This window comes from Variovorax sp. NFACC27 (assembly GCF_048301545.1).
In the GTDB taxonomy this organism is placed as follows: Bacteria; Pseudomonadota; Gammaproteobacteria; order Burkholderiales; family Burkholderiaceae_C; genus Variovorax; species Variovorax gossypii.
Genome location: NZ_CP157613.1, coordinates 4441015 through 4462710, shown reverse-complemented (window position 1 = coordinate 4462710; position 21696 = coordinate 4441015). Strand labels below are relative to the sequence as shown.

Annotated in this window: 19 protein-coding genes; 8 read left to right on the top strand and 11 right to left on the bottom strand. The window is 65.7% G+C overall.

Annotation, left to right across the window (positions count from 1 at the left end):
- Positions 1 to 440 precede the first annotated feature (440 nt).
- Positions 441 to 839: an ABC transporter ATP-binding protein gene (locus ABL840_RS20865; RefSeq protein ID WP_126472159.1), complete on the top strand. Its 399-nt coding sequence runs from the start codon at positions 441 to 443 to the stop codon at positions 837 to 839.
- A gap of 860 nt (positions 840 to 1699) precedes the next feature.
- Positions 1700 to 3805: a type IV pilus secretin family protein gene (gene pilQ / locus ABL840_RS20860; protein WP_176947639.1), complete on the top strand. Its 2106-nt coding sequence runs from the start codon at positions 1700 to 1702 to the stop codon at positions 3803 to 3805.
- 59 nt (positions 3806 to 3864) lie between these two features.
- Here pilQ and ABL840_RS20855 read toward each other — a convergent pair whose 3' ends face one another.
- Complete coding sequence (locus ABL840_RS20855; protein WP_418115958.1) at positions 3865 to 4908, bottom strand: prephenate dehydratase; 1044 nt, start codon at positions 4906 to 4908, stop codon at positions 3865 to 3867.
- Between the two features lie 61 nt (positions 4909 to 4969).
- On the opposite strand from ABL840_RS20855, the gene ABL840_RS20850 reads away from it, so the two are divergent.
- Both ABL840_RS20850 and ABL840_RS20845 read left to right on the top strand, forming a co-directional pair.
- Complete coding sequence (locus ABL840_RS20850) at positions 4970 to 5359, top strand: PepSY domain-containing protein (protein WP_170217176.1); 390 nt, start codon at positions 4970 to 4972, stop codon at positions 5357 to 5359.
- Positions 5360 to 5478: 119 nt separating this feature from the next.
- On the top strand, positions 5479 to 5931 hold the full coding sequence (locus ABL840_RS20845) for an SRPBCC domain-containing protein (protein WP_206169358.1): 453 nt from the start codon (positions 5479 to 5481) through the stop codon (positions 5929 to 5931).
- Positions 5932 to 5977: 46 nt separating this feature from the next.
- Here ABL840_RS20845 and ABL840_RS20840 read toward each other — a convergent pair whose 3' ends face one another.
- Positions 5978 to 7333, bottom strand: a complete 1356-nt coding sequence (locus ABL840_RS20840; RefSeq protein WP_093307258.1) for a M20 metallopeptidase family protein — start codon at positions 7331 to 7333, stop codon at positions 5978 to 5980.
- Positions 7334 to 7730: 397 nt separating this feature from the next.
- Between ABL840_RS20840 and ABL840_RS20835 the strand changes: the two genes are divergently transcribed.
- Positions 7731 to 8090 carry a hypothetical protein gene (locus tag ABL840_RS20835; protein ID WP_338067645.1) on the top strand — a complete coding sequence of 120 codons (360 nt, stop codon included), beginning with the start codon at positions 7731 to 7733 and terminating at the stop codon, positions 8088 to 8090.
- 53 nt (positions 8091 to 8143) lie between these two features.
- On the opposite strand, the gene ABL840_RS20830 is transcribed toward ABL840_RS20835, so the two are convergent.
- From ABL840_RS20830 to ABL840_RS20795, 8 genes are read right to left on the bottom strand one after another with little or no spacing between them, the layout of a single operon-like run.
- Complete coding sequence (locus ABL840_RS20830) at positions 8144 to 8467, bottom strand: DUF971 domain-containing protein (protein WP_093307257.1); 324 nt, start codon at positions 8465 to 8467, stop codon at positions 8144 to 8146.
- Entirely contained in the window at positions 8457 to 9479 is a 1023-nt protein-coding gene (locus ABL840_RS20825) for a HEAT repeat domain-containing protein (protein ID WP_093307256.1), read from the bottom strand. Before ABL840_RS20825 ends, ABL840_RS20830 begins: the two co-directional genes overlap by 11 nt.
- A gap of 8 nt (positions 9480 to 9487) precedes the next feature.
- On the bottom strand, positions 9488 to 10336 hold the full coding sequence (locus ABL840_RS20820; protein WP_093307255.1) for an ABC transporter ATP-binding protein: 849 nt from the start codon (positions 10334 to 10336) through the stop codon (positions 9488 to 9490).
- Positions 10333 to 11151: an ABC transporter permease gene (locus ABL840_RS20815; protein ID WP_093307254.1), complete on the bottom strand. Its 819-nt coding sequence runs from the start codon at positions 11149 to 11151 to the stop codon at positions 10333 to 10335. Before ABL840_RS20815 ends, ABL840_RS20820 begins: the two co-directional genes overlap by 4 nt.
- Before the next feature lie 36 nt (positions 11152 to 11187).
- Positions 11188 to 12600, bottom strand: coding sequence for an ABC transporter substrate-binding protein (locus tag ABL840_RS20810; protein ID WP_176947638.1), 1413 nt, complete (start codon positions 12598 to 12600; stop codon positions 11188 to 11190).
- A 48-nt stretch (positions 12601 to 12648) separates the two neighbouring features.
- Positions 12649 to 12882, bottom strand: coding sequence for a 4Fe-4S dicluster domain-containing protein (locus tag ABL840_RS20805; protein WP_018904228.1), 234 nt, complete (start codon positions 12880 to 12882; stop codon positions 12649 to 12651).
- 38 nt (positions 12883 to 12920) lie between these two features.
- On the bottom strand, positions 12921 to 14678 hold the full coding sequence (locus ABL840_RS20800) for a fumarate reductase/succinate dehydrogenase flavoprotein subunit (RefSeq protein WP_093209484.1): 1758 nt from the start codon (positions 14676 to 14678) through the stop codon (positions 12921 to 12923).
- A complete protein-coding gene (locus ABL840_RS20795; protein ID WP_093209482.1) occupies positions 14675 to 15448 on the bottom strand; it encodes a GntR family transcriptional regulator in 774 nt (257 codons plus the stop codon). Before ABL840_RS20795 ends, ABL840_RS20800 begins: the two co-directional genes overlap by 4 nt.
- Before the next feature lie 368 nt (positions 15449 to 15816).
- Between ABL840_RS20795 and ABL840_RS20790 the strand changes: the two genes are divergently transcribed.
- The gene (locus ABL840_RS20790; RefSeq protein ID WP_093209480.1) at positions 15817 to 16056 is read left to right on the top strand and encodes a hypothetical protein; all 240 of its coding nucleotides are present in this window, start codon (positions 15817 to 15819) and stop codon (positions 16054 to 16056) included.
- A gap of 78 nt (positions 16057 to 16134) precedes the next feature.
- Here ABL840_RS20790 and ABL840_RS20785 read toward each other — a convergent pair whose 3' ends face one another.
- Positions 16135 to 17502, bottom strand: coding sequence for a replication initiation protein (locus ABL840_RS20785; protein WP_093307253.1), 1368 nt, complete (start codon positions 17500 to 17502; stop codon positions 16135 to 16137).
- Between the two features lie 548 nt (positions 17503 to 18050).
- On the opposite strand from ABL840_RS20785, the gene ABL840_RS20780 reads away from it, so the two are divergent.
- Together ABL840_RS20780 and ABL840_RS20775 are read left to right on the top strand one after the other, a co-directional pair.
- The gene (locus ABL840_RS20780) at positions 18051 to 19301 is read left to right on the top strand and encodes an AAA family ATPase (protein ID WP_093307252.1); all 1251 of its coding nucleotides are present in this window, start codon (positions 18051 to 18053) and stop codon (positions 19299 to 19301) included.
- Positions 19302 to 20192: 891 nt separating this feature from the next.
- Positions 20193 to 21281 carry a ParB/RepB/Spo0J family partition protein gene (locus tag ABL840_RS20775; protein WP_093307251.1) on the top strand — a complete coding sequence of 363 codons (1089 nt, stop codon included), beginning with the start codon at positions 20193 to 20195 and terminating at the stop codon, positions 21279 to 21281.
- Positions 21282 to 21696: the final 415 nt, after the last annotated feature.

Genomic DNA, 21696 nt, shown 5'->3' with positions numbered 1-21696 from the left:
CACATCCCCTGCGTGGAAGCAGACCTTCTTCCGCGAGAGGCGGTATCGCCTTGCACCAACACGGGATGGAGTGCGCGGGTGATGCGCCTGCACGGCGCAGCCATTGCCTGTCGCACAGCCCTGATCTGGGCATGCGAAGACTTCGCGACGGCGCAGAGTTTGGCGCGGGAGCCGTTCGGTCGGCAATCGCCCGCGCCACGGCCCGCATGACGGCGCGGTTCGATGCGTCCGACCGCCGCTCGCACGGGCCGCAAGCCGGCGGCTCGCATGTTCGGCGTCTTGCGGCCCGGTGCGGTTGTTCGCATGCCCCAGACGGTGGCTTGGGAAACCACGCCCGCCGCCACATGGCTGCAGCGCTCGTTGCCGCATGCGGCTGGCTGGCTGGCACAACGACGGCTTGTGCCCAGGACGTCGCCGCACTGCCTCAGGGCTCGAACACCATGAGATGGGAATGGATGTTCTCGCCCTACGCCCATCATTTCCGCCGCAGCAACCAGCACCGGAACGTGTACCTCCTCGGCGTGGAGCGGTATCAGACCGAGAACTGGCTGGTGGGTGTGGGGGTGTTCAGCAATTCATTCGGCCAACCCTCGGCCTATGCCTATGGCGGCTACCAGTGGAGCGACCTGTTCGGCCAACCGAGGCTCTACCTCAAGCTGACAGCAGGCGTCATGTACGGCTATGTCGGAGAGCACAAGGACAAGGTGCCGTTCAACCACAACGGATGGTCGCCGCTGGTGGTGCCTGCCATCGGCTACCGACTCAACTCCCGACACAGCCTGCAGGTGTCGGCATTGGGAACCGCGGGTCTGTTGTTCTCGTATCACTTCCGTCCGTGACAGCGGCGACCGGTCACGAAATCTGCGCCATCGGGCCGTGTGTCGGCGGTGAGGCGCAGGCCTTCATCTTCGTGGCGAATGAACATGCGGTGAAGGATTTCTCCACCGACACGCCAGACCATCGCGCCGGCGATCCTCACCGATTGCGCGGTCCGCTGCGGCTGCGCCGGACAAGACGCGCCTCCTCCGGAGCATCACGCCATCAAGGATGCCTTCCATGAACCTGACATGCTTGGCACAGCAGACCTCCTGCGGGATCGCAGCTGTCTTCGCCCTGGTCGCTGCGGCACCGGTTGCCGCAGCAGGACATTGGTCCATCGACATCGACCCGGCCGCAGCGCATGCCGTGTCCAGCGGGCCGGCACCGATCCACGGCATGCCGGGACCTGCCTATTCCGGTACAACGATTCCACGGCCTGCACCCGCAGTCCTCCATCGCGCGGCATCGCCATCCCACTTTTCCGCCGCGGCGCTGCGCTCCGGAGGCGACGTCTATCGGAACGACCACTATCACTACCACCTGCACGGCCACGAACGGGAGGGATGGCAGCTGACGGACCGCGGCGCCTCGGCCGATTCGCCGGGATGCCGGCCCGCTGGCTGCCCGGCAACAGGAGCACCTCTTTCCGGAGGCAGCTCATGACGCCTTCCGCGTTGGAGGTCGCGCCGCCGCGGCACTCGGTGGTGACCGCCGCTGGCAACGGTGGGTCCGCGGGCCCTGACGGGGTCCATGGCCAGGTTCCGCCGCGACGCAATCCGCAGGACCGGCGCATCTGCAGGACACCAACAGGGGAATGGCGACGGCTTCACACGCTACCCCCGCGGAGGGAGGAGAACCCATGAAGACATGCCCACGCCCGATGAGTGCTCCCAGTCTGCGCCTGCACCTGCGGCGGTGGATCGGCGCCCTGCTCGCGTCACTGCTTCCGATGGCGGCACAAGCCCAGATGGAAACGCCGCAGCACAACATCATCGAGTCCGTCACCGGCACGACGCGGGCCGGGCTGGATTTGGTGCGCATCGATTTCACGCACCCGCTCAAGGCACTGCCCGTTGGCTTCGTCGTACATTCGCCGGCCCGCATCGCACTGGATTTCCCGGGGGTGGCCAGCGCGGTGGGTCGTTCGGCCATTGCCTTCGATCTGGGCAACCTTCGCGCCGCCAATGTGGTGCAGGCTGACGAGCGCACGCGCGTGGTACTGAGCCTGCGGCATGCGGCCACCTACGAGGCGGAAATCCAGGGCCGCTCATTGCTGGTGTCGCTGCAATCGGGTGCGGACCAGCCACCGAAGACCCGGCCCCTTGCGGAGTTCTCCGGGAACCGCCTTCGCGGCATCACGCCACTGCACGACATCGACTTTCGTCGCGGCGACGATGGGGCGGGCCGCATCGTCGTGGCCATGGGCAGCAGCCAGCTTGGCGTGGACGTGCGGCGCGAGGGCTCGGCGCTGGTGGCCGATTTCATAGGGGCCTCGTTGCCAGAAGGACTGCGGCGCCGTCTCGACGTGTCCGACTTCGGCACGGCCGTTGCAACGGTGCACCCGCAGCAGTTGAGTGACCGGGTACGCCTGACCATCGGCGCGCACGGTGACTGGGAGCAAAGCGCCTACCAAACCGATGAGCAGTTCGTCATTGAGGTCGGCCCGCGCAAGGTCGACCCGGGCAAGCTCACGCCCGGCACGGGCTATGCCGGCGAGAAGCTCACGCTGAACTTCCAGAACGTCGACGTGCGTGCTCTGCTGCAGGTGATCGCGGACTTCACCGGCTTCAACGTGGTGGCCTCCGATGCCGTCTCCGGCAACCTCACGCTGCGGCTCAAGGAGGTGCCGTGGGACCAGGCACTGGAAGTCATCCTGCAGGCCAAGGGCCTGGGAATGCGCAAGAACGGCAGCGTGCTGTGGGTCGCGCCGCGCGACGAGATCAACGCCAGGGAAAGGATCGACCTCGAGGCACAGGCCTCGCTGGAGAACCTGGTGACCCTGCGCACGCAGTCGTTCCAGCTCAACTACGCGAAGGCCGCGGCCGTGGTGCAGAACCTGACGGGTGGCAGCAGCGTCGCCTCGGGTGGCAGCGGCAATTCGGCCACACGTCTGCTGAGCCCTCGCGGCAGCGCGATGGCCGAGGCCCGCACCAACCAGCTCTTCGTCACCGACACGCCGGTGCGCCTGGCCGAGGTGAGCGAGTTCATCCGGAAGCTCGACGTACCGGTGCGGCAGGTGCTGATCGAAGCGCGCATCGTCGAGGCTTCGGACACCTTCGGCAAGTCGCTGGGCGCCAGGCTGGGCGGCGGTGTCATCGAGAGGAACAGTTCCATCGGCACCATCCCCGCGGGCCGCAGCCACACCTTCGCGCCCTATACCAATCGCAACTTCGTGAACCTGCCGGCCGGCAGTGCCGGCAGGGGGAATGCGCCGGGCACGTTCTCGGTCTCCCTCTTCAGCTCGAGCCATACGCGCATGCTGAACCTGGAAATCTCAGCGCTCGAGGCAGAAGGCAAAGGCAAGCTGGTGTCCAGCCCCCGGGTGATCACCGCCGACCAGACGAAGGCCCTGATCGAGCAAGGCGAACAGATCCCCTACCAGCAGGCCACGTCCAGCGGCGCCACCTCGGTCTCATTCCGCAAGGCCGTGCTCAAGCTGGAGGTGACACCACAGATCACGCCCGAGGGCAGCATCATCCTCGCACTCGACGTGAGCAAGGACGCGCGCGGCGTCAACACTTCCGCCGGTCCGGCGATCAACACCAAGCACGTCAAAACCGAGGTGCTGGTGGAAAACGGCGGCACGGTCGTCATCGGCGGCATCTTCGAGCTGACCGAGATCAACGACGAGTCGCGCGTGCCGGTGCTGGGCGAGGCGCCCTACCTGGGCACACTGTTTCGAAAGCGCTCACACACATTGAACAAGGTCGAGATGCTGGTGTTCATCACGCCGCGGACGATCGTGGGTCGGGGCGCCGCGCCCTGATCGCACGACGACGCTGAGACTCTTCCGAGAGCGCATCCATGCGATGCATGCACCCGGGGTCAGCGCCGCGGATAGGAACCGAGGACGCGAAGCTCCCGATGTGCCTCCAGAAAGACCTCCAGCGCACCCTGCTTGGCATGCCCCGCCACCTCGACCAGATAGCGGTGCGTATCCAGTGATTTCTTGCTCGGACGCTCGTAGATCGTCAGGACCTGCACGCCCGCTTCGCTGAACGTTGCCAGGATGCCTGACAGGCTGGCATCCGAGGCATTGACCAGCAAGGAGGTCTTGTCGTGCCCGGTAGGCGCCGGCATCTGCCGGCCGAGCACCCACCAGCGCGTGACGTTATGAGGCCCCTCCTCGATGCCGTCGACCAGTGAGACGAGTTGATAGATGTCGGCCCCGACCCTCGGCCCGAACGATGCGGCATCGAGCGCGGAACTGCGCGCAACGGCCTGTGCCGCCGCGCCCCCGCTGGCCGCTTCGACGCGACGCACTTGAGGCATCTCCTGCTCCAGCCACGGCTTGACCTCCTCGAAGGCCACAGGATGCGCGTGGACCGACACAATGTCCTCGCGCTTCGTCCCTGGCTTGGCCAGCAGGCTGTATCCGAGCATCTTCGGGTACTCGGCGACGATGGTCACCTCGGGCAGGTCGAGCACCGCGTCGAGGTAGGGCGTCACGCCAACCACGGAGGTCGTGACGGGCACGCAGGCGCGCTCCACTTTCCTGTCGGCATAGCTCCTGAACAGCTGGTCGCGCGCGAGCGGCACAAGGTCCCGGCCACCGAACAGGTCCAGGCAAGCCTGGTGCGTCCAACTCCCCGCCGGCCCCAGGTAGCCGATCGGGCCGGCCACGGCAAGGTTCAGAGAATTCCCGACGACGATCAGCCCACAGGCAACGGCATTGACGGCTCTGAGCTTCGGCATGGTGACAGGCTGAAAGTTGGAGGGCGGATGTAGGCCGGGTTGATGCCCTTCGGCTGCGGACAGTGTTTCGCACGCCCGGGTCTCCAGCAAGACCTTCGCCAAGTGCAATTCGTGGAACGTCGCGAGTGCCCCGCCGCCGTTCGAACGGCACACCTTCTGTTGCGTGACACGCAATGACGCTCCTTCTCGCGTCAGGAGATTGCCGTTCTGATGAGAGGAGCGCCGCGATTTCCCCATGCGGCATTGGCATGCGGCGGCTCTACTGGCTAGACATGCACAACCTCGCGGGCATCGTGCAGCGGACGGCCGACGCGGCGTTGGCCGCGGCGCCCGGAACGGACATCTCGTTCATCGACTTTCCAGGCAACCCCTTCTCATCGCCGCATCACTACATGGCTTCCGTGCGCGGCAACTCACCACTGACTGCACGGCTGCTGACGCCCATGATGATCGACGCGCAAACTGGCGAGCCCTGCGCAAAGCACGCCTTGCCTGGGACCTGAGTTCCCTGCTTCTGTCGCAGCCGCTTCACTTCGGCGACTACGGTGGACTTCCGTTGAAGGTCATTTGGACGTTCCTCGGCCTGATCACCAGCTCCGTATTGGCGAGCGGCCCGTATTTGTAGGGCCGGAAACAGGCGGCCTGGGCGGGCTCCTTGCACGCAAGGTCTTCGGCTGCGATGTTTCCCGGGGAAAATTCCGAGGCCCTCATCTGGACAGCAGAACCATGCCCTTCCGAACAGTCATGCAATCCATCCGCATTGAGGCCGAACCTCGGGATGTCTGGGGCGCACTCACGGATCCCGATGCCGGGGAGAAATGGCGCAATGCGCATTTCAAGACCGACTGGCAGCCCGGCAGTCCCATCGAAATAGAAGCGATCATCGGGACAGCGCGGTATCGGGACAAGGGGCAGGTGATCCAGGTGCGATCGCCCTCGCTACTTCAGTACACCTATTGGTCCAGGGTTTCCGGTCTGCCTGACGTTCCCGAATCCTATTCATCGATCACGATCACGCTCGAGGTTGAGGGCGCCGAAACGGTCCTGAGGGTCAGCCATCAGGTGCCGCCCTCCCCTCTACGCCGCGGAAAGGACTGGGAGATCGGTGAGGACTCAGGCTGGAACCACGTCGCGTTCTACTGGCGCGCGACACTTCCGATCCTGAAACGAATCGTCGAGGAGCAACACCGGATCTGATGGCGCAGCCGACGACTCCAATGCCCCGAGTGCCGCTGCAAGACGTTCAGCGCCACTGAAGCCGCGCACTGGCCAGTTGAGAAAGTGTCGCAGCAGTCAGCGCACGAACGCCCACGCGCATCGCCGACTCGTCAATCTGGAACAGCGGCGAATGGTTCACCGGCCCGTCCTTTTCGCCCATCGGCGAAGCGTTCAGCATCCAGAACACGACCGGCACGCCGGTCGAGCCGAAGGCCCCGAAATCCTCCGATCCCATGGAGGCCGGCATCTGGCTCACCTTCGCGGCACCGCCGGCAGCGGCACCGAAGGCTCCCACCAGCGAGAGCGTGGCGTCGCGGTCGTTGACCAGCACCTCGTAGCCGTCGCCGCTGTCGATCTTCACATCCGCCTGCACGCCGTAGCTGGCCGCGATGCCGGTGGCGCGGCGGCGGATCTCCTCCTGGGCGATCTTCTGGTTCGTCGTCGAGAGCGCGCGGATCGTGCCGGCGATCTCGGCCGTCTCGGGCAGCACGTTGAAGCGGTTGCCGCTTTGCAGCATGCCGGTGGTCACGATCGTCTGCCCGCCGTCGATGGTCGGATTGAGCCGGTGGCTCACGATGTTCTGCAGGCCCAGCACCGTCTCGGCCGCCGCCAGCATGGGCGTGTTCGAGGCCCATGGCGCGGCGCCATGCCCGCCCGTGCCCTTGAACTTGATGTTGAACACGTCGATGCTGGCCAGCATCGGGCCTGGCCTGTAGCGGATCGTGCCGGAAGGCGCCTGGTTGCTGATGTGCTGGCCGAGCACGACATCAACCTTCGGGTTGTCGAGCACGCCCTCGCGCACCATGGCCATGGCGCCACTGGACTTGCCCAGCCCCGGGCCAATTTCCTCGGCCGGCTGGAAGATGAAGACCACCGTGCCGGCGAGTTGCTCGCGCAGCGAGGACAGCACCTTGGCCGCGCCCAACAGCATGGCGACGTGCGAGTCATGTCCGCAGACGTGCGACACCGCAACCGGCTTTCCCAGCCAGTCCGCCTTGGCCGTGGACTTGAAAGGCAGGTCGTTGCGCTCCTCGACGGGCAGCGCATCCATGTCCGCGCGCAGCGCCACCACGGGGCCCGGTTGCGCACCGCGCAGCACGGCCTTGATGCCGGTACCGGCGATCCCGGTCCTGACCTCCAGGCCGGGTATGCCGGCCAGCGCCTGAGCGATGTACTTCGCTGTACCGGTCTCCTGGTAGGCCAGCTCAGGGTTCTGGTGGATGTGCCGGCGCCACTCGACCACCTGCGGCTGCACACCGTCGGACAGGGCCAGGGCCTGCGACAGCAGCGAGGCAGGCGCCGCGGATGTCGCGCTCTGTGCATGCGCCCCGACGAAGGAGGCTCCGAGAAGGAAGGCGCAGATATGGCGTCGAAGGTTCATGTTGATCGCAGGAGTTGCAGAAAAAGAGTTGAGGGAACCGTGCGTGGCCGACTCTATCGCCCGGTAGTGATCTGCTTCTTGCCGGACTCCTTGCACAGAGTCACCGAAGCGACGCATCGGGTTCATCGCGGCGAATGTCCTCTAGCAATCGATGGACCAGATCGTCCAACGGTGCCAGACTCAGCTTCCCCAGCCGTCAGGTGCTTGGCAGTGAGCCGCGTTGGAGCACGCTTCCCGTTCATCGCCAATCCCACGACCGATCTTCACTGGATCTCGATGAAAGCCCCGCCGCTTCTCTACCAACACACGCCATAAACATGCCCAGGATCTCACCGGTTCATCCGACCGGAACAGAGGCACAGCCCGTACCTCGGATTCCCAGGGGAGCGAATTCCCCATGTTGGAGATTTCCATGTTCTTGAATGGCTTCACAAAACACATGCGCACCGCCGCCGTGCCTGTCTTCGCATTGATGGTCGCGACGTCGGCGACGGCGGGTGTGAGCTGGTCCTTCGGCATCAGCGTACCTGCGCCTGCTGTCGTAGCACCGGCGCCAATCTTCTACGAGCCGACGCCGGCCTATGTCGTTCCCGCGCCTTCGTACTACCCTCCCCCGGTTCTCTTGCGTCCCGCGCCGCCGGTCTACTACCGTCCGGCCCCGCCGGCCTACCCATCACCGATCACGTCACTGCGGGTCGAGCACAACAGCTATCACAGCAACCATTACCACTACCACGACTGGTACGACGACGACTGATGCGAGCGAACCCATGCGCGCTGTTCGGGTGATCAGAGCCCGAGAGGCCTGTGTCAGGTGTAGCAGGGCTGATCCAGCAAGCGCGCCAGCAGCGTTCTGAGAAAGATCCAGGGGAATATCCCCCTGTCATGCCCATCACTGAAAACGAGCTGCACGCCGTAGGCGCCGACCGGATGGATGTCCATCACCTCGACGCCCTCGTCGGGCAATGGCTCACCCGCGACGCTGCTGCGCGATGCGGCGCGCCGCGACTTGCAGTCGGCACACGGGCAATTCGCGCGCAGCAGCCTATAGGCGACCACATGACGCGCGCCGTCCGCCCAGCGGAACTCCAGTGCCGCGCGCACGCGATGATCGACGATGGACTCAGGCGCCATGCGATGCGGCGAGGTGCTCACCGATCTGCGCGATGGCCAGTCGGGCGGACTTGCGCACTTCGGGATCGGAATCGTGCGCCGCGCGTTCGAGGCCCGGTAATGCCTTCGCGTCGCCCACTTCGCCAAGCGCCAGCGCCGCTTCCTTGCGCAGGTTGCTGATGGCGTGCTCGAGCGCCGCGAGCAGCGGCGCCACGCTGTCGGTGCTGCGCAGCCGGCCGAGACTGCGCGCTGCACGCAGGCGAACCTGCCAGTAGGGATCGTCCAGCGCCACCAGCAGCGCCTGCGTCGCCGCCGGTTGCTGCAACTTGCCGAGCGCAGTGGCCGCCTCTTCCCGGACCTGCCAGCTCCCATCGCGCAGCGCTGACTCCAGCGCGGCGCGGGCCTGCGTGTCGCCCGCCGCGAAGGCCAACGCCCCCACTGCGGCACGACGCACCTCATCCACCGGTTCAGCCACCGCGAGCGCGGCCAGCACTGGCAGCGCAGCCGAATGCTTCAGGTAGCCGAGCACGCCGATCGCCTCGCGGCGCAAAGCCACCGCGTCGCCCGTATCGGCTGCCTCCCCGGCCCCCCCTGCCTGTGACGTCTGCAACACCGCGAGCGCGGGAGCTGCGCTTGCGGGCACGCGCAGTTCGCGCAAGGCGCGCAACACCGCGGCGCGCACGCGCGCCGGGCCGCTATGGGCATGCGGCAGCAACCAGATGGCCGAGGCCGGATCCTTTAGCTCAGCCAGACTGTGGGCCGCCGCCTCGCGAACCTCTGCCTCGGGATCATCAAGGACCTCTACCAGTCCCTGGACAGCGGCCTGGTTCTCCATGGTTTCGAGCGCCAGCGCCGCAGCGGCGCGCACGGCAGGTGCGCCATCGCGCAAAGCGGCGGCCAGCAGCGGTGTGTGCGCCTCGTCGGCCAGATCGCCAAGGTCCATCACGGCGATGCGACGCACTTCGGCATCGGATGAGGCAAGTCGCGCAGCAATGGCCTGCAGTTCGGAATCGTCAAGGATCGGGAGGGTCATTTCTTTGTCTAGATCGCAAAGTGCAGATGGGCGGCGGCGGGCTTACCGAGCGGCGTGAGGCGTTCCAGTGGCGCACCGGAGGCCGCATGCGGATGCAGCAGCTGCAGGCAGTGCCGCTTCAAGGCGGTGAATTCGGACGACGTCACCAGCGACGGATCGCGCGGGCGGGCGAAGCCCGGCGCAAACTCGGCGACGATGCGGCCCGGCCGGGGGCCCATCACGAGCACGCGATCGCCGAGGTACAGCGCCTCGTCGATGTCGTGGGTGATGAAGACGATGGTGGTGCGCACACGCGCCCACGCGTCAAGCAACTGGCGCTGCATCATGAGGCGAGTCTGCGCATCGAGCGCACCGAAAGGTTCGTCCATCAACATCACGCGCGGATGGTTGATGAGCACCCGTGCGATCTCCGCGCGCTGCTGCATGCCGCCCGAGAGCTGCGAGGGATAGAAGCCCGCGAAGGCGTCGAGACCCACAAGACGCAGCATCTCGTGCGCCCTGGCATGGCGCTCACGACGGCCGACGCCCTGCATCTTGAGTGCGAAGGCGACGTTGTCCAACATCTTCTTCCACGGAAAAAGCGTGTGGTGCTGGAAGACCAGCCCGCGATCCGGATGCGGTCCGCGCACAGGCTCACCATCCACGCGGATCGCACCGCCGGCAGGTGCGAGATGGCCGGCGAGCGCACCCAGCAGCGTCGATTTGCCACACCCCGAGGGGCCGAGCAGGCAGACGAACTCGCCGGGTTCGATGTCCAGCGTGATGTCCTGCACCGCGTCGAAGGCCTGGGCGCCGTGTCCCAGACGCACGCACAGGCGATCGATGGCGATGCGCCCGGCTCTCACATCCGCCTTCATCGCCTCGCCTCCTGCACAGCGCGCCAGGGCATCAGCAGTTGGCCGGCACGACGCACCAGCGCACTGCTGCCCATGCCGAGCACACCGATGAAGAGCATGCCCACCACGATGTCGGCGTAGTTCTGGATCGTGTACGACATCCACGTGTAGTAGCCGATGCCGAACTGGCCCGAGATCATCTCGGCCGTGACCAGGCAGAACCACGCCGTGCCCATGCCGATCGCCAGGCCCGTGACGATGCTTGGCAGCGCGCCGGGCAGGACGACCTCGCCAAACACCGCGAGGCGGCCCGCGCCCAGGCTGCGCGCCGACGCGACGAGACGCGCGTCCACCGCCTCCACGCCGTGCACGGTGTTGAGCAACACGGGAAAAAGCGCCCCCACGAAGGTGATGAACACCATCGAAGCCTCCGAGGACGGAAACATCAGGATCGCCAGCGGGATCCACGCCACCGCAGGGATCGGCCGCAGGACTTCCAGCGGCGGCAGCAGCGTGTCCTCGGCCCAGCGCGCGCGGCCGACGGCCAGGCCCAGCGCCACACCCACCACGGTGGCCAGCCCGAAGCCGATGAACACGCGGCGCAGGCTCGCTCCCAGGTGCTCCAGCACCAGCGGTGATCGCGCGAGCGCCCACGCCGACTCGGCCACCTCGCGCGGTGAAGGCACGTTGCGGAAGGTGATGAAGCCCAGATCGACGCGCTGGACGGTGGCAAGGTGCCACGCGAGCAGGCAGCCGAGCAATGCGACGGTGCGCAAGGCGGCGCGCGGCAGGCCGGCACGCAGGAGCACAAATGAGGAGACGGAGGAGCTGGCCATGGTGAGCGCGCGAGGTTTCGTGCCGCCCGCGGGAGCTCAGCCGGCCAGCGCGGCGCGTACGCCAGCGAAGTCGGCCACCCTGCCGCCATGCTTCGCCGCCCAGCCCTCGGCCTGTTCCTTGAGCAAGAACGCATCGACCTCACCCTTGGCGCCGAGGACGAACCATGCGTCAGCCGCCAGCAGCTTGTTGCCGCTGTTGCGGTCCTGCGCATAGACCACACGCGCCTTCTTGCCGGCCTTCTCCAGTTTCTGCAGGTCGCCGAAAGCGTTCTCCGGCGAGGCGTAGTGCCGCACCAGCGGCTCGCCGGCCACCCAGACCTGCGCCACGCGGCTCACATCGGCGATGGGCTTGCCCGTCGCGGCGTCCTTCGCGACCAGCGGTGCACGGGCATAGTTCTTCAACTGCCTGTCGTAGTCCAGACCGGCCTCCTTGAAGGCGGCTCGGATGTAGCCGTCCTGCACGAAGGCATTGGCATCGATGTCGTTGTCGGTGCGCTTGAGCAGGCGCAGCGTGTCGAGCGAAGTCTTCACCGCCTGGCGGTACTCGGGCTTCCAGCTCAGGTCGCGCGTCTGCAGGCCGAGCGGACCGTGGAACAGGTAGTTGACCTCGGCCTCGATGCCCGTGACCTTGGCGATGAGCTCGCTGTACTTCTCGGGCTCTGCCGCCACGAGGCGGTCGGCCTCGAGCGCCGCGCGCAGGTAGGCGACGACCACCTCGGGGTACTTCTTCGCATAGTCCTCGTCGACCAGGCTGCCGTGGAAGGTGGGCGCATTCGCCTGCGAGCCGTCGTAGATCTTGCGCGCGAAGCCGCGGTACGGAAAGAGTTCGGCAAAGGGCACGAAGTCCGCGTGCGCCTCGACCTTGCCGGCCTGCAGTGCCGGGCCCGCCACCTCGGGCGCCTGGGTCGTGATGTTCACGTCCTTCAGCGGATCCCAGCCCTGGGCCTGGACGGCGCGCAGCAGCATGCCGTGCGAGGTCGACGCGAACGGCACGGAGATGGTCCGGCCCTTGAGCTCGGCGAGCGACTGCACCTTCGAGTCCTTCGGCACGACGATGCCGTTGCCGCTGCCCGTGGTGCTGCCGGACAACACGGTGATGAAGATGCTCTTGCGCCCTGCTTTCTGGAAGGCCGCGCCGTTGAAGCTGCCGGGGAAGTCGGCCATCGAGCCGAGGTCGAGCTTGCCCGCGACCATCTCGTTGGTCAGCGGTGCCCCGGAGGTGAAGTTCTTCCACTCGATCTGGTACTGCGCATCCTTGTACTTGCCGGTGCGCGGCAGGTACTTCTCGAGCAGCTTGAGCTCGCGGATCAGCAGGCCGCCGGTGGCGCAGTTGATGGTGGTGTCCTGCGTGCCGATGGCGATGCGGATGGTCTCGGCCTGTGCCGCCGGCAGCGCCAGCAGCAGGCCGAGGGTCGCGCCCCACAGGGCCAGTCTTCTCGTGGTCTTCATCGTGATAGCTCCGGTTGATGCACTTGAAAGGCGGCGACCGCAGCGCGGTCAGCGCAGCAGGTAGGGGATGTCGACGGTGACCGCTCCGGTGGGACAGTCCTTCTCGCAAGGCATGCAGTACCAGCATTCGTCGAACTTCATGTAGGCCTTGCCCTTGCTGAGGTCGATGGCGAGCACATCGAGCGGGCAGACATCCACGCAGACGGTGCAGCCCTTGTGGGCGATGCACTTGTCCTCGTCCACGCGCACGGGCACGCTGGTGGGATTGAAGGCGAGGGGCATGTGGGACTCTCTTGTTCTCTTTCTTGGGGAAGGTGGCCTCAGGCCTCGACAGGCTCGCGCGCGAGGGTGGCGCCAGGCACGCGCAGGTGCTGGTAGGCCGACATCTCGTGCGCATCGAGCGGCACGATGTAGGGGTCGACGGGCCGCTTGAAGCTCGCCATCGCCTCCCCTCGCTTCTGCAGCTGCGTGTGGCAGAACCATTCGCGGTCGTTGCGCTCGGGGAAGTCCACGCGGCGGTGATAGAGGCCCCAGCGGCTTTCGGTGCGGTAGAGCGACGCGCGCGCGGCCATCTCGGCGCAGTCGCGGATGGCATGCACCTCCATCGCGCGCATCAGTTCGTGCGGGCCGGCAGCACTCAGCCGTTGCAGGTCCTCGTGGATCTGCTCGAAGCGCGAGAGGCCGATTTCCATCTTGCGCGTCACCTTGGGCGGCTGCAGGTAGTCGTTGACCATGCGACGCAGCTTGTATTCGACCTGCGCAGGCGGCAGGCCTTCCCCGGACGGATTGCTGCCGCGAAGAAGTGGCGCGCTCACGCGTGCGTGCTCGCGTGCGACCTGCTGTGGGTCGAGGACAGGCAGTTCGTTTTCTGCGCAGTACCGCGCCGCGCTTTCTCCCGCGAGGCGCCCGTAGACGAAGGCACCGAGCATGTAGTTGTGCGGCACGCAGGCCAGGTCGCCCGCGGCATGAAGGCCAGCCACCGTGGTGCGCGCGTGCTCGTCCACCCACACACCCGAGGCCGAATGGCCGCTGCACAGACCGATCTCCGAGATGTGCATCTCCACCATCTGCGCGCGGTAGTCGGTGCCGCGCCCCGCGTGGAAGCGCCCGCGGCTCGGACGCTCGTTGGTGTGCAGGATCTGCTCGATGGTGGCGATGGTTTCCTCGGCCAGGTGGTTCAGCTTGAGGAAGACCGGTCCGTTGCCGCCTTGGAGCTCGTTGTAGAACTCCATCATCATCTGGCCGCTCCAGTAGTCGCACTCGATGAAGCGCTCGCCCCGGTTGTTGGTGGTGTGACCGCCGAAGGGGCCGGTCACATAGGCGCAGGCCGGGCCGTTGTAGTCCTTGATCAGCGGGTTGATCTGGAAGCACTCGATGCCCGACAGCTCGGCGCCCGCGTGGTAGGCCATGCTGTAGCCGTCGCCCGCGTTGGTCGGGTTCTCGTAGGTACCGAAGAGGTAGCCCGAGGCCGGCAGTCCCAGCCGTCCGGCGGCACCGGTGGCCAGCACCACGGCCTTGGCGCGGATCACGTGGAATTCGGCCGTGCGGCAATCAAAGGCCATGGCGCCCGCGATGCTGCCGTCGGCCGCGGTGAGCAGGCGCGTGACCACCAGGCGCTGCGACATCTCCACGCGCGTGCGCTTCAGGCGCCGGTACAGCACATTCTTGATGTTGTGGCCCTCGGGCATCGGCAGCACGTAGGTGCCCATGTGGTGGACCTTGCGCATCGCGTAGTCGCCGGTCTCGTCCTTCTCGAACTTCACACCCCAGCGGTCGAGCTCCTCGATCATCGAATAGCTGTTGCGCGCATAGGCCATCACGGTCTTCTGGTTGACGATGCCATCGTTGGCAGTCGTGATCTCCTTGACGTACTGCTCGGGGGTGGCGAAGCCGGGCACCACCGCGTTGTTCAGGCCGTCCATCCCCATCGAGATGGCGCCGCTGCGCTTGACGTTGGCTTTTTCCAGCAGCAGGACTTCGAGCGCCGGGTTGGCTTCCTTCGCCTTGACGGCGGCCATCGGACCGGCCGTGCCGCCGCCGATGACCAGCACATCGACGGTGCGGGTGATGATGTTCATGGGTTCACCTTGGTCGACGGGATGGCGCGGGCGATGCGAAGCCGGTGCTGGAAGGCGTCGCCGCGGAAATAGAGGTCCTCGAAATCCAGCGGCGCGCCGTCGGCCGTGTAGGTCAGGCGTTCCACGCGCAGCACGGCCGTGCCTTCGGCCACGACCAGTGCCCGCGCGAGCACCTCGTCGGCCAGCATCGCGTCGATCTGCAGGTCGGCGTGGCCGAGCGCGATGCCGTAGTCGTTCTCCAGGATCAGGAAGATGTCGCGCCCGGCCAGGTCCGCCTGGCGCAGCCGCTCGCCGATCGCATGCGGGAGGTAGGTCACCTCGTAGGACACCGGAGCGCGATTGAGGTGACGCACGCGCTTGATCTGTGCGACCGGGTTTCCCTCGGCCAGGCCCAGGCGCTGCGCCACGCGCGGCGAAGCGGGCACGGTCTTGTGGCTGGTGACCTGGTTGCGGATCTCGTAGCCCATGCGCTCCATCGCCTCGGCAAAGCCCTCGAGCTGTCCGAGATGCTGGAAGGCCTTGGGCTTGGCGACGAAGGTGCCCTTGCCCGGGATCTTGAAGATCAGGTTTTCGCGCTGCAGGTCGCTGAGCGCCTGGCGCACCGTGATGCGGCTGACCTTGAACAGCGAAACCATCTCGCTTTCCGAAGGCAATTGCGCATGCGGTGCGTAGGTGCCGTCGAGGATGCGCTCGCGCAGCGTTTCGCGCACCTGGGTGTAGAGGGGCACAGGAGAAAAGGCGACGGGTTCGAGTGCCTTGGCGGGAGACATGCGGCTGACCTGTTATGACCGGTTGAATGAGACCGGATGCTAGGCAGCGATGCATCTTTCGCTAAATGAGTAAATCGTGCATCGATATGCGGGAAATGCTCGGGCCACGTCCGCATGGGCTGCGGACCGATCACAACCACGCGCCGTCGGGTCGGCTCGCTGCTGCAGCAGGTGCTGCGGCGCCCTTCACGGAATCTCCACCCGATCCCCATGCCGCCTGCATCCTCCCGGCGCATCCTCGCGCCCCAGTCGCAGGCATCGCGGCAGCAACAACCGGAGGCAGGTTCGCGTGGCGCATCGCGAGTTCGCTGTCGACAGCCCTCGAACTTCAGCGATTTCGAGGGCCTTCCCCCTGCCCTGCCCTTGCAATGAACAGAACAGAGATCTTGGCAACCATCGTCGACATGGGGCGCGCGGGCCTGGGGTTCACGCCCGTGGACGCGCTCGATGTCATCGCCGAGCTGATCGCCAGGGAGGACCCGCGGGGCAGCTCCTACGACATCAACGTCGAGCGACTCCTGCGCCTGGGGACCACCATCTGGAGCCTGAGGCACCGGCTCTTCCTGCCGGTCGAGGGTCACACGGACACCCGCACCGATGCCCTTTGACGGCTCGGCCTGCTCGATTCGTCGTGCGGAAGCCGTGTCGAGGCATCGGGTCGGACGCGCCCTTCCCGACCGCCGCGGCTACATGCCCGCGACGCCCTGGGCCAGCGCGAAGTCGAGCAGCACGCGATCCGAGGGCTCCTCGGGCCACGTGACCTGTGCCAGCCAGCGGTGGAAGGTGGTCGCCGCGATGCGGCTGGCGGGCCCGTCGCGGCGCCAGGCCCGGGCGATGGGCGCGGCGATCTGCCCGAGCCGATCTGCCTCGAAGCGCGACCGCATCTCGGCCTGCATGGCTTCGGGCATCTCCTGGTAGAGCGACTTGGCCTTCTGCATGCGATCGTTATCCCAGAGCTCCCGGATGCGATGCATGCGGTCCGCGCCGCTGGATGCGGTCACGGGCCGGGCGTGGCCCAGCGCGGGCGCTGTCTCGGGGATTTCGATCGTCCCCTTCACGCCGGCGTATCCCTTCTTCAGCGCATCCTTGAAATAGGCTGCCGGCGACTTGAGCGTCGGCAGGGACTGGCTGCGAAGCCGCTGCTCGACGTGCTCGAGCGTGCCGCGCAACTGGCCTTCGTCGGTGGTCGCATACAGGTCTTGCGCCTCGTCCTGTTTGAGGCCCAGTGCGATCAGCTTGCCCACGAGCTCGAGGTCGAAGACGTTGCGGCTGGGGTCATCGGCAGCGCCCAGGCGCTGCTGAAGCTTGGGAAGGACACGGAACTGGATTTCCTCGATGCGCCGGCCTCGCTTGTGCTCGATGAGTTCGAGGCTGAAGTCCTCGCAGAGGGCGTCGATCTCGGCCAACGCCTTGCTGATCACGTCGCGCTTGAGGAAGCGGTAGTCGACTTCCGTGATGTCGCTTCGCCCGGTCAGTACAGCGGCCCACCACAGCACGTCCTCGCGCATGGACAGCCGGCTCGGCGAGGAGAGGTAACGAGCCCCTATCTCGTAGAGGACGGCAGCGGGGTAACTGCGCATCTGGCCGCTGATTTCCAGCAACACACGGGTGTACTGGTGCGGCTTGACCAGGCGCTCGCGGATTTCCTCCGGGTAGCGCCAGGTGATCGTGCAGGGCCGGCCCCTGCCCTGCTCTTCGATCGTGACGGTGCCCAGCAGCTGGGAGGAGACCCAGCGCTTGAGGCCTGCGCCGCTGGTGGACCATTCGATGGTGGTCGCCTGCATGTCGCGCAGGTGGGACTTCAGCAGTTCGGTGTTGTTGGAATTGAAGCGGGCGTCGCCGATGAGCTCGCTGAGGGCGAGCTTGTAGACGGGCTCGTCCACACCCTGACGCTGCGAGTGGTAGAGCAACGCGTTGTAGATGCGGCGCGACAGCAGCGTTAGGCGACCGCGCTTGGGACGGATCGCGATGGCTTCGTTGGCCTTCGCGACGCTTTGCTCGTCGGGGGCCGGGGATGGCTTGGGCGGCTGTCGCGGAACTTCGCCGTCTTCCATGTGGCCTCTTTCAGGGATCTGTAGTTTCACATGATGCCGATGTTTTGTGAAATGGTCAATTTACAAATCCACGAAGCATCCCTTGAGACTTTGAAAAGAAACACTTGGAGAGATTGAAGAATTGACGGAGCACTTTTTCGATGCCTGACAAGGACTTGCAGAAGATTCTGTGAGGACCTCTGGGATTTGATGTGAGAAGGTTTGGGATTGAGTGTGAGATCGAATGGGATTTGAAGGCGTTGGACGTGTGAGTGGTTGGGATTTGAGGTGAGTGGACTGGGGATGCATCGTGCGGCTGGGCGCGCGGCGGCGGTGCAAGGTGCCGGAATGCGCGTCGCAAGGGCGCCAAACGCCATCGACAGGTCCGTTCGACATCCATTTCGGCCATCCCGAGCGTCTGATCCGTACGAGAATCCCAATGAACCTCACCTTGGTCCCCAAAACCTCTCACAATTGACAGGGGCTCAATGGCGAGGATCTAGGTGGTTCTTGTTCATTCGACGGAATCCCATAGAATGGCCAAATTCTGTTGAATAAGGCTGTTCTTCATGGCATTGCCCGCTCCCAGCGGCGCTGGAAACCAGGTTTCCACGCCTCCCCTCCCGCTCTCTCCTTCCCCCTCTTCTGCGCGCGCGCGGATCGACATGCCGCGTATCGCGGCGCTGGCCGTGCGTGCCGGCTCGATGGTCGAGCAGATCCGCGGTCGCCTGCTGGCGCCGGAAGCGCGCAAGGTCGCGCCGATCTACTCGACCGCCCAGCTGGCGGCCCTGTGCGGTGTCGACAAGGCGCATGTGGCCTACCGCATCACCAAGGAGGATCTGCCAAGCGGGCGGCTGACGCCGGCGGGCGGCAAGCGCAACTTCGAACTCAGCGAACTGCGCACCTGGACCCGCACCTACCGCGCCGACAAGATGCGCCCCGACGGGAAAAAGGCATTCACCATTGCCGTCGGGAATTTCAAGGGTGGCGTTGCCAAGACCACGACGGCCATGGTGCTGGCGCAGGGGCTGAGCTTGCGTGGCCACCGGGTGCTGGCCATTGACACCGATCCGCAGGGCTCGCTCACCACCTTGCACGGCCTGCTGCCTGAAGCGGAGATCAGCGAGGACATGACCATCGCTCCGCTGTGTGACGGCAGCCAGTCCGATATCCGCTACGCGATCCGGTCGACCTATTGGGACGGGCTGGATCTGGTGGCTGCGGCCCCCTTCCTTTTCTCGGCCGAGTTCGCGCTGCCTGCGCGCCAGATGCAGGAGCCTAACGCTCGCTTCTGGGATGTGCTCAACGCGGGGCTGGAGAGCGTGCGTGATCTCTATGACGTGATCATCATCGACACGCCTCCGTCGCTTTCCTACGTGACCATCAATGCGCTGTGGGCCGCCAACGGAATCGTCGTGCCGGTGCCTCCGTCCGGCCTGGACTTCGCATCGTCGGCGCAGTTCTGGTCGCTGCTGGCCGATCTGGGCGCCAATCTCGATGCACAGGGTGGCGACATGGCCGGCAAGGCCTTCGACTTTCTGCATGTGCTGCTCAGCCGGGTCGACCCGAGCGACCCGGCCACCCCTGCAGTCCGGCAATGGATCCAGGCCACCTATGGCGAGTACACGCTGCCGGTGGAGATCCCGAAGACCAGCGTGACCAGCAACAAGGCGGCCGAGTTTGCCACCGTCTATGACGTGCAGAAATATGAGGGGGCTGCGAAGACCTACAAGCGTGCTTCCGACGCTTACGACGCGTTCGTTGATCTGGTCGAGCAGTCTGTGGTGAGCAGCTGGGCAGACAAGGCGCAGGTGCAATGAGAGCCTTGGCGCTTCAGCTGAAGAGGGTGCAGGGGCGGGGTGGAAACCAGGTTTCCACCGTTTCGTGGCCATGTCGCGCACTGCACCACGCCGAACTGGTCTGCGCTGACGCGTGGAAACCTGGTTTCCACGCGCCTGCGTCCGATGCGGCATGGCATCTGGAAACCAGGTTTCCACGCGATCCGTTGCGGGCAGCTTCGCTGCGGCCCTGCCGGATGCACGGTCCGCTCGCTGCGTGGAAACCCGGTTTCCACTTCCTCGCGTCTGGCCCGGGACCTCATGTGGAAACCAGGTTTCCACACGATCTGTTGCAGGCGATGTCGTCGCTTCCGTCGCGCCGCGCGCGCGCGCTGTCCGTTGCGTGGAAACCTGGTTTCCACGCAACAGCGTCTGATGTGTCACGGCACCTGGAAACCTGGTTTCCACGTGATCCGTTGCGGGCCGTTTCGCCGCGGTCCTGCCGAATGCGCGGTTCGTTCGCTGCGTGGAAACCTGGTTTCCACTTCCTCGCGTCTGGCCCGGGACCTCATGTGGAAACCAGGTTTCCACACGATCTGTTGCGCGTGATGTCGACGCTTCCGTCGCGCTGCGCGCACATGCCGGCCGTCGCGTGGAAACCAGGTTTCCACGTGTCTGCGTCTGATGCGGCACGGCACCTGGAAACCAGGTTTCCACGGGGTCCGTTGCGGGCCGTTCCGCCGTGGTCCGGCCGGATGCACGGTCCGTTCGCTAGGTGGAAACCAGGTTTCCACTTCCTCGCGTCCGACCTGGTACGTCATGTGGAAACCAGGTTTCCACATGGCCCGTTGCGCGCGATATCGTCGCTCCCATCCCGCCATGTGCGCATGGCGCTCGGCTGGAAACCAGGTTTCCACCGCCTCGGAGGTTCCAATGGCTAGTACCCGCAAGCGCCTCGAAGCCCTGACCGCTGGATTGTCGATTCCCGAGCCGACGCCGGCCGCAGCACCGACTGCCCACGCTATCGTTGCGCCTCCGGCATCACTTCCCGGTGTTGCTGCCGCGCACGCGGTGGAAACCAGGTTTCCACCAGCGCAGACCAACTCGCTTGCTCCGCGCACCGGTCCAGGCCAGATGCTGGCTTTCCGAGGCCAGATGCAGGCGGTGGAGGGCGAGCTGGCCGCCCTGCGCGATCGGTTGCGCCAGCACGATGGCTCGACGCCGACACGCAAGCTCGATCCTGCAATCATCCGTGCTTCCCGCTGGGCCAACCGCCATTCAACATCGTTCGAGACAGCGGAATTCGCGGGGCTTAAAGCCGACATCGAGCAGGCCGGCGGCAACGTGCAGCCGATCCTGGTGCGTCCGGTGGCAGGCGAGCCCGGACAGTATGAACTGGTGTTTGGACACCGGCGCCACCGTGCATGCTTGGACTTGGGCATCCCGGTGCTGGCGGCCATCTGGCTCGACGAGCTCGGGGACATCGAGCTGTTCACGGCCATGGACCGCGAGAACCGGGAGCGCTCGGATCTCTCTGCGTATGAGCAGGGCGTGATGTACCAGCGCGCGCTCGACGAGCAACTGTTCCCGACCCAGCGCCAGCTGGCCGAGAAAGTCGGCAGGAGCCACACCTGGGTGCGCAAGGCGTTGATGGTGGCGCAGCTCCCCTCGGCCGTGGTGGAGTGCTTTCGCAGTCCGCTGGAAGTGCAGCACCGGCATGCGGAGCAACTCAACGCGGCCCTCGACAAGGACCGCCGCAGCGTCTTGAAGCGCGCGGAGAAGGTCCGTGGCCTGAAGCTTGCGCCGGCAGCGGTTGTAGCGCGCCTGCTGGGGCTGGACGTGACGGCGAAGCCGGAAAAGCTCGCCATCCAGAGCGACGGCAAGACGGTTGGCGCCTGCGTGCGGGCAGCCGACGGGACTGTCACGCTGACCCTGCTGCCGGGTGCCGTGTCCGAACTTGCGTCGGACGCTTTGCTGAAGTCCATGGCCGAGACGCTGCAGAAGGTCCGGCTGCTCGGCTAGCGCAAGCGCGCGGCCGGTCATGTGAGCACCATTGGGAAATGGTGCTCACAGCGGCAAGGGGAGGGGAGGCGGGAGAATTCTCTGGTCCCAACGTCGTCTTCCTCCTTACGTCTGAATGCCGACGTTGAATCGGCCCGAGTCGCTTCCCTCGGCAAAGCCTCCGTCCTGGGAAGATCGAGTCCAATGTCTCATGCGATTCACAGCACAGCCGGGCGTGCTTGAGAAACTGCTTTTAGAAAGCTTGTACTCACTTCCATGGAGCATCCGGATCCCAATTCCCAATCAGTCGCACAGTGGCGGGGCGGGTGCCCTGATGGAAGCCGGGATAGCAAGGGGCGTGATCCAGGTTGTCGACCCCATTCAAGGGTGCCCATGCGGACGGCGGATGCCGAGGACGGGCCTTCGTTTTGTCGAC

What these genes read in the sequence shown, in the direction of transcription:
- ABL840_RS20865 (WP_126472159.1), top strand. Translation starts at nt 441, where the DNA reads ATGAGATGGGAATGGATGTTCTCGCCCTACGCCCATCATTTCCGCCGC.
- ABL840_RS20790 (WP_093209480.1), top strand. Translation starts at nt 15,817, where the DNA reads ATGAACAGAACAGAGATCTTGGCAACCATCGTCGACATGGGGCGCGCG.
- ABL840_RS20845 (WP_206169358.1), top strand. Translation starts at nt 5,479, where the DNA reads ATGCAATCCATCCGCATTGAGGCCGAACCTCGGGATGTCTGGGGCGCA.
- ABL840_RS20840 (WP_093307258.1), bottom strand. Translation starts at nt 7,333, where the DNA reads ATGAACCTTCGACGCCATATCTGCGCCTTCCTTCTCGGAGCCTCCTTC.
- ABL840_RS20785 (WP_093307253.1), bottom strand. Translation starts at nt 17,502, where the DNA reads ATGGAAGACGGCGAAGTTCCGCGACAGCCGCCCAAGCCATCCCCGGCC.
- ABL840_RS20850 (WP_170217176.1), top strand. Translation starts at nt 4,970, where the DNA reads ATGCGGCATTGGCATGCGGCGGCTCTACTGGCTAGACATGCACAACCT.
- ABL840_RS20830 (WP_093307257.1), bottom strand. Translation starts at nt 8,467, where the DNA reads ATGGCGCCTGAGTCCATCGTCGATCATCGCGTGCGCGCGGCACTGGAG.
- ABL840_RS20780 (WP_093307252.1), top strand. Translation starts at nt 18,051, where the DNA reads ATGGCATTGCCCGCTCCCAGCGGCGCTGGAAACCAGGTTTCCACGCCT.
- ABL840_RS20815 (WP_093307254.1), bottom strand. Translation starts at nt 11,151, where the DNA reads ATGGCCAGCTCCTCCGTCTCCTCATTTGTGCTCCTGCGTGCCGGCCTG.
- pilQ (WP_176947639.1), top strand. Translation starts at nt 1,700, where the DNA reads ATGAGTGCTCCCAGTCTGCGCCTGCACCTGCGGCGGTGGATCGGCGCC.
- ABL840_RS20805 (WP_018904228.1), bottom strand. Translation starts at nt 12,882, where the DNA reads ATGCCCCTCGCCTTCAATCCCACCAGCGTGCCCGTGCGCGTGGACGAG.
- ABL840_RS20820 (WP_093307255.1), bottom strand. Translation starts at nt 10,336, where the DNA reads ATGAAGGCGGATGTGAGAGCCGGGCGCATCGCCATCGATCGCCTGTGC.
- ABL840_RS20810 (WP_176947638.1), bottom strand. Translation starts at nt 12,600, where the DNA reads ATGAAGACCACGAGAAGACTGGCCCTGTGGGGCGCGACCCTCGGCCTG.
- ABL840_RS20775 (WP_093307251.1), top strand. Translation starts at nt 20,193, where the DNA reads ATGGCTAGTACCCGCAAGCGCCTCGAAGCCCTGACCGCTGGATTGTCG.
- ABL840_RS20800 (WP_093209484.1), bottom strand. Translation starts at nt 14,678, where the DNA reads ATGAACATCATCACCCGCACCGTCGATGTGCTGGTCATCGGCGGCGGC.
- ABL840_RS20835 (WP_338067645.1), top strand. Translation starts at nt 7,731, where the DNA reads ATGTTGGAGATTTCCATGTTCTTGAATGGCTTCACAAAACACATGCGC.
- ABL840_RS20795 (WP_093209482.1), bottom strand. Translation starts at nt 15,448, where the DNA reads ATGTCTCCCGCCAAGGCACTCGAACCCGTCGCCTTTTCTCCTGTGCCC.
- ABL840_RS20825 (WP_093307256.1), bottom strand. Translation starts at nt 9,479, where the DNA reads ATGACCCTCCCGATCCTTGACGATTCCGAACTGCAGGCCATTGCTGCG.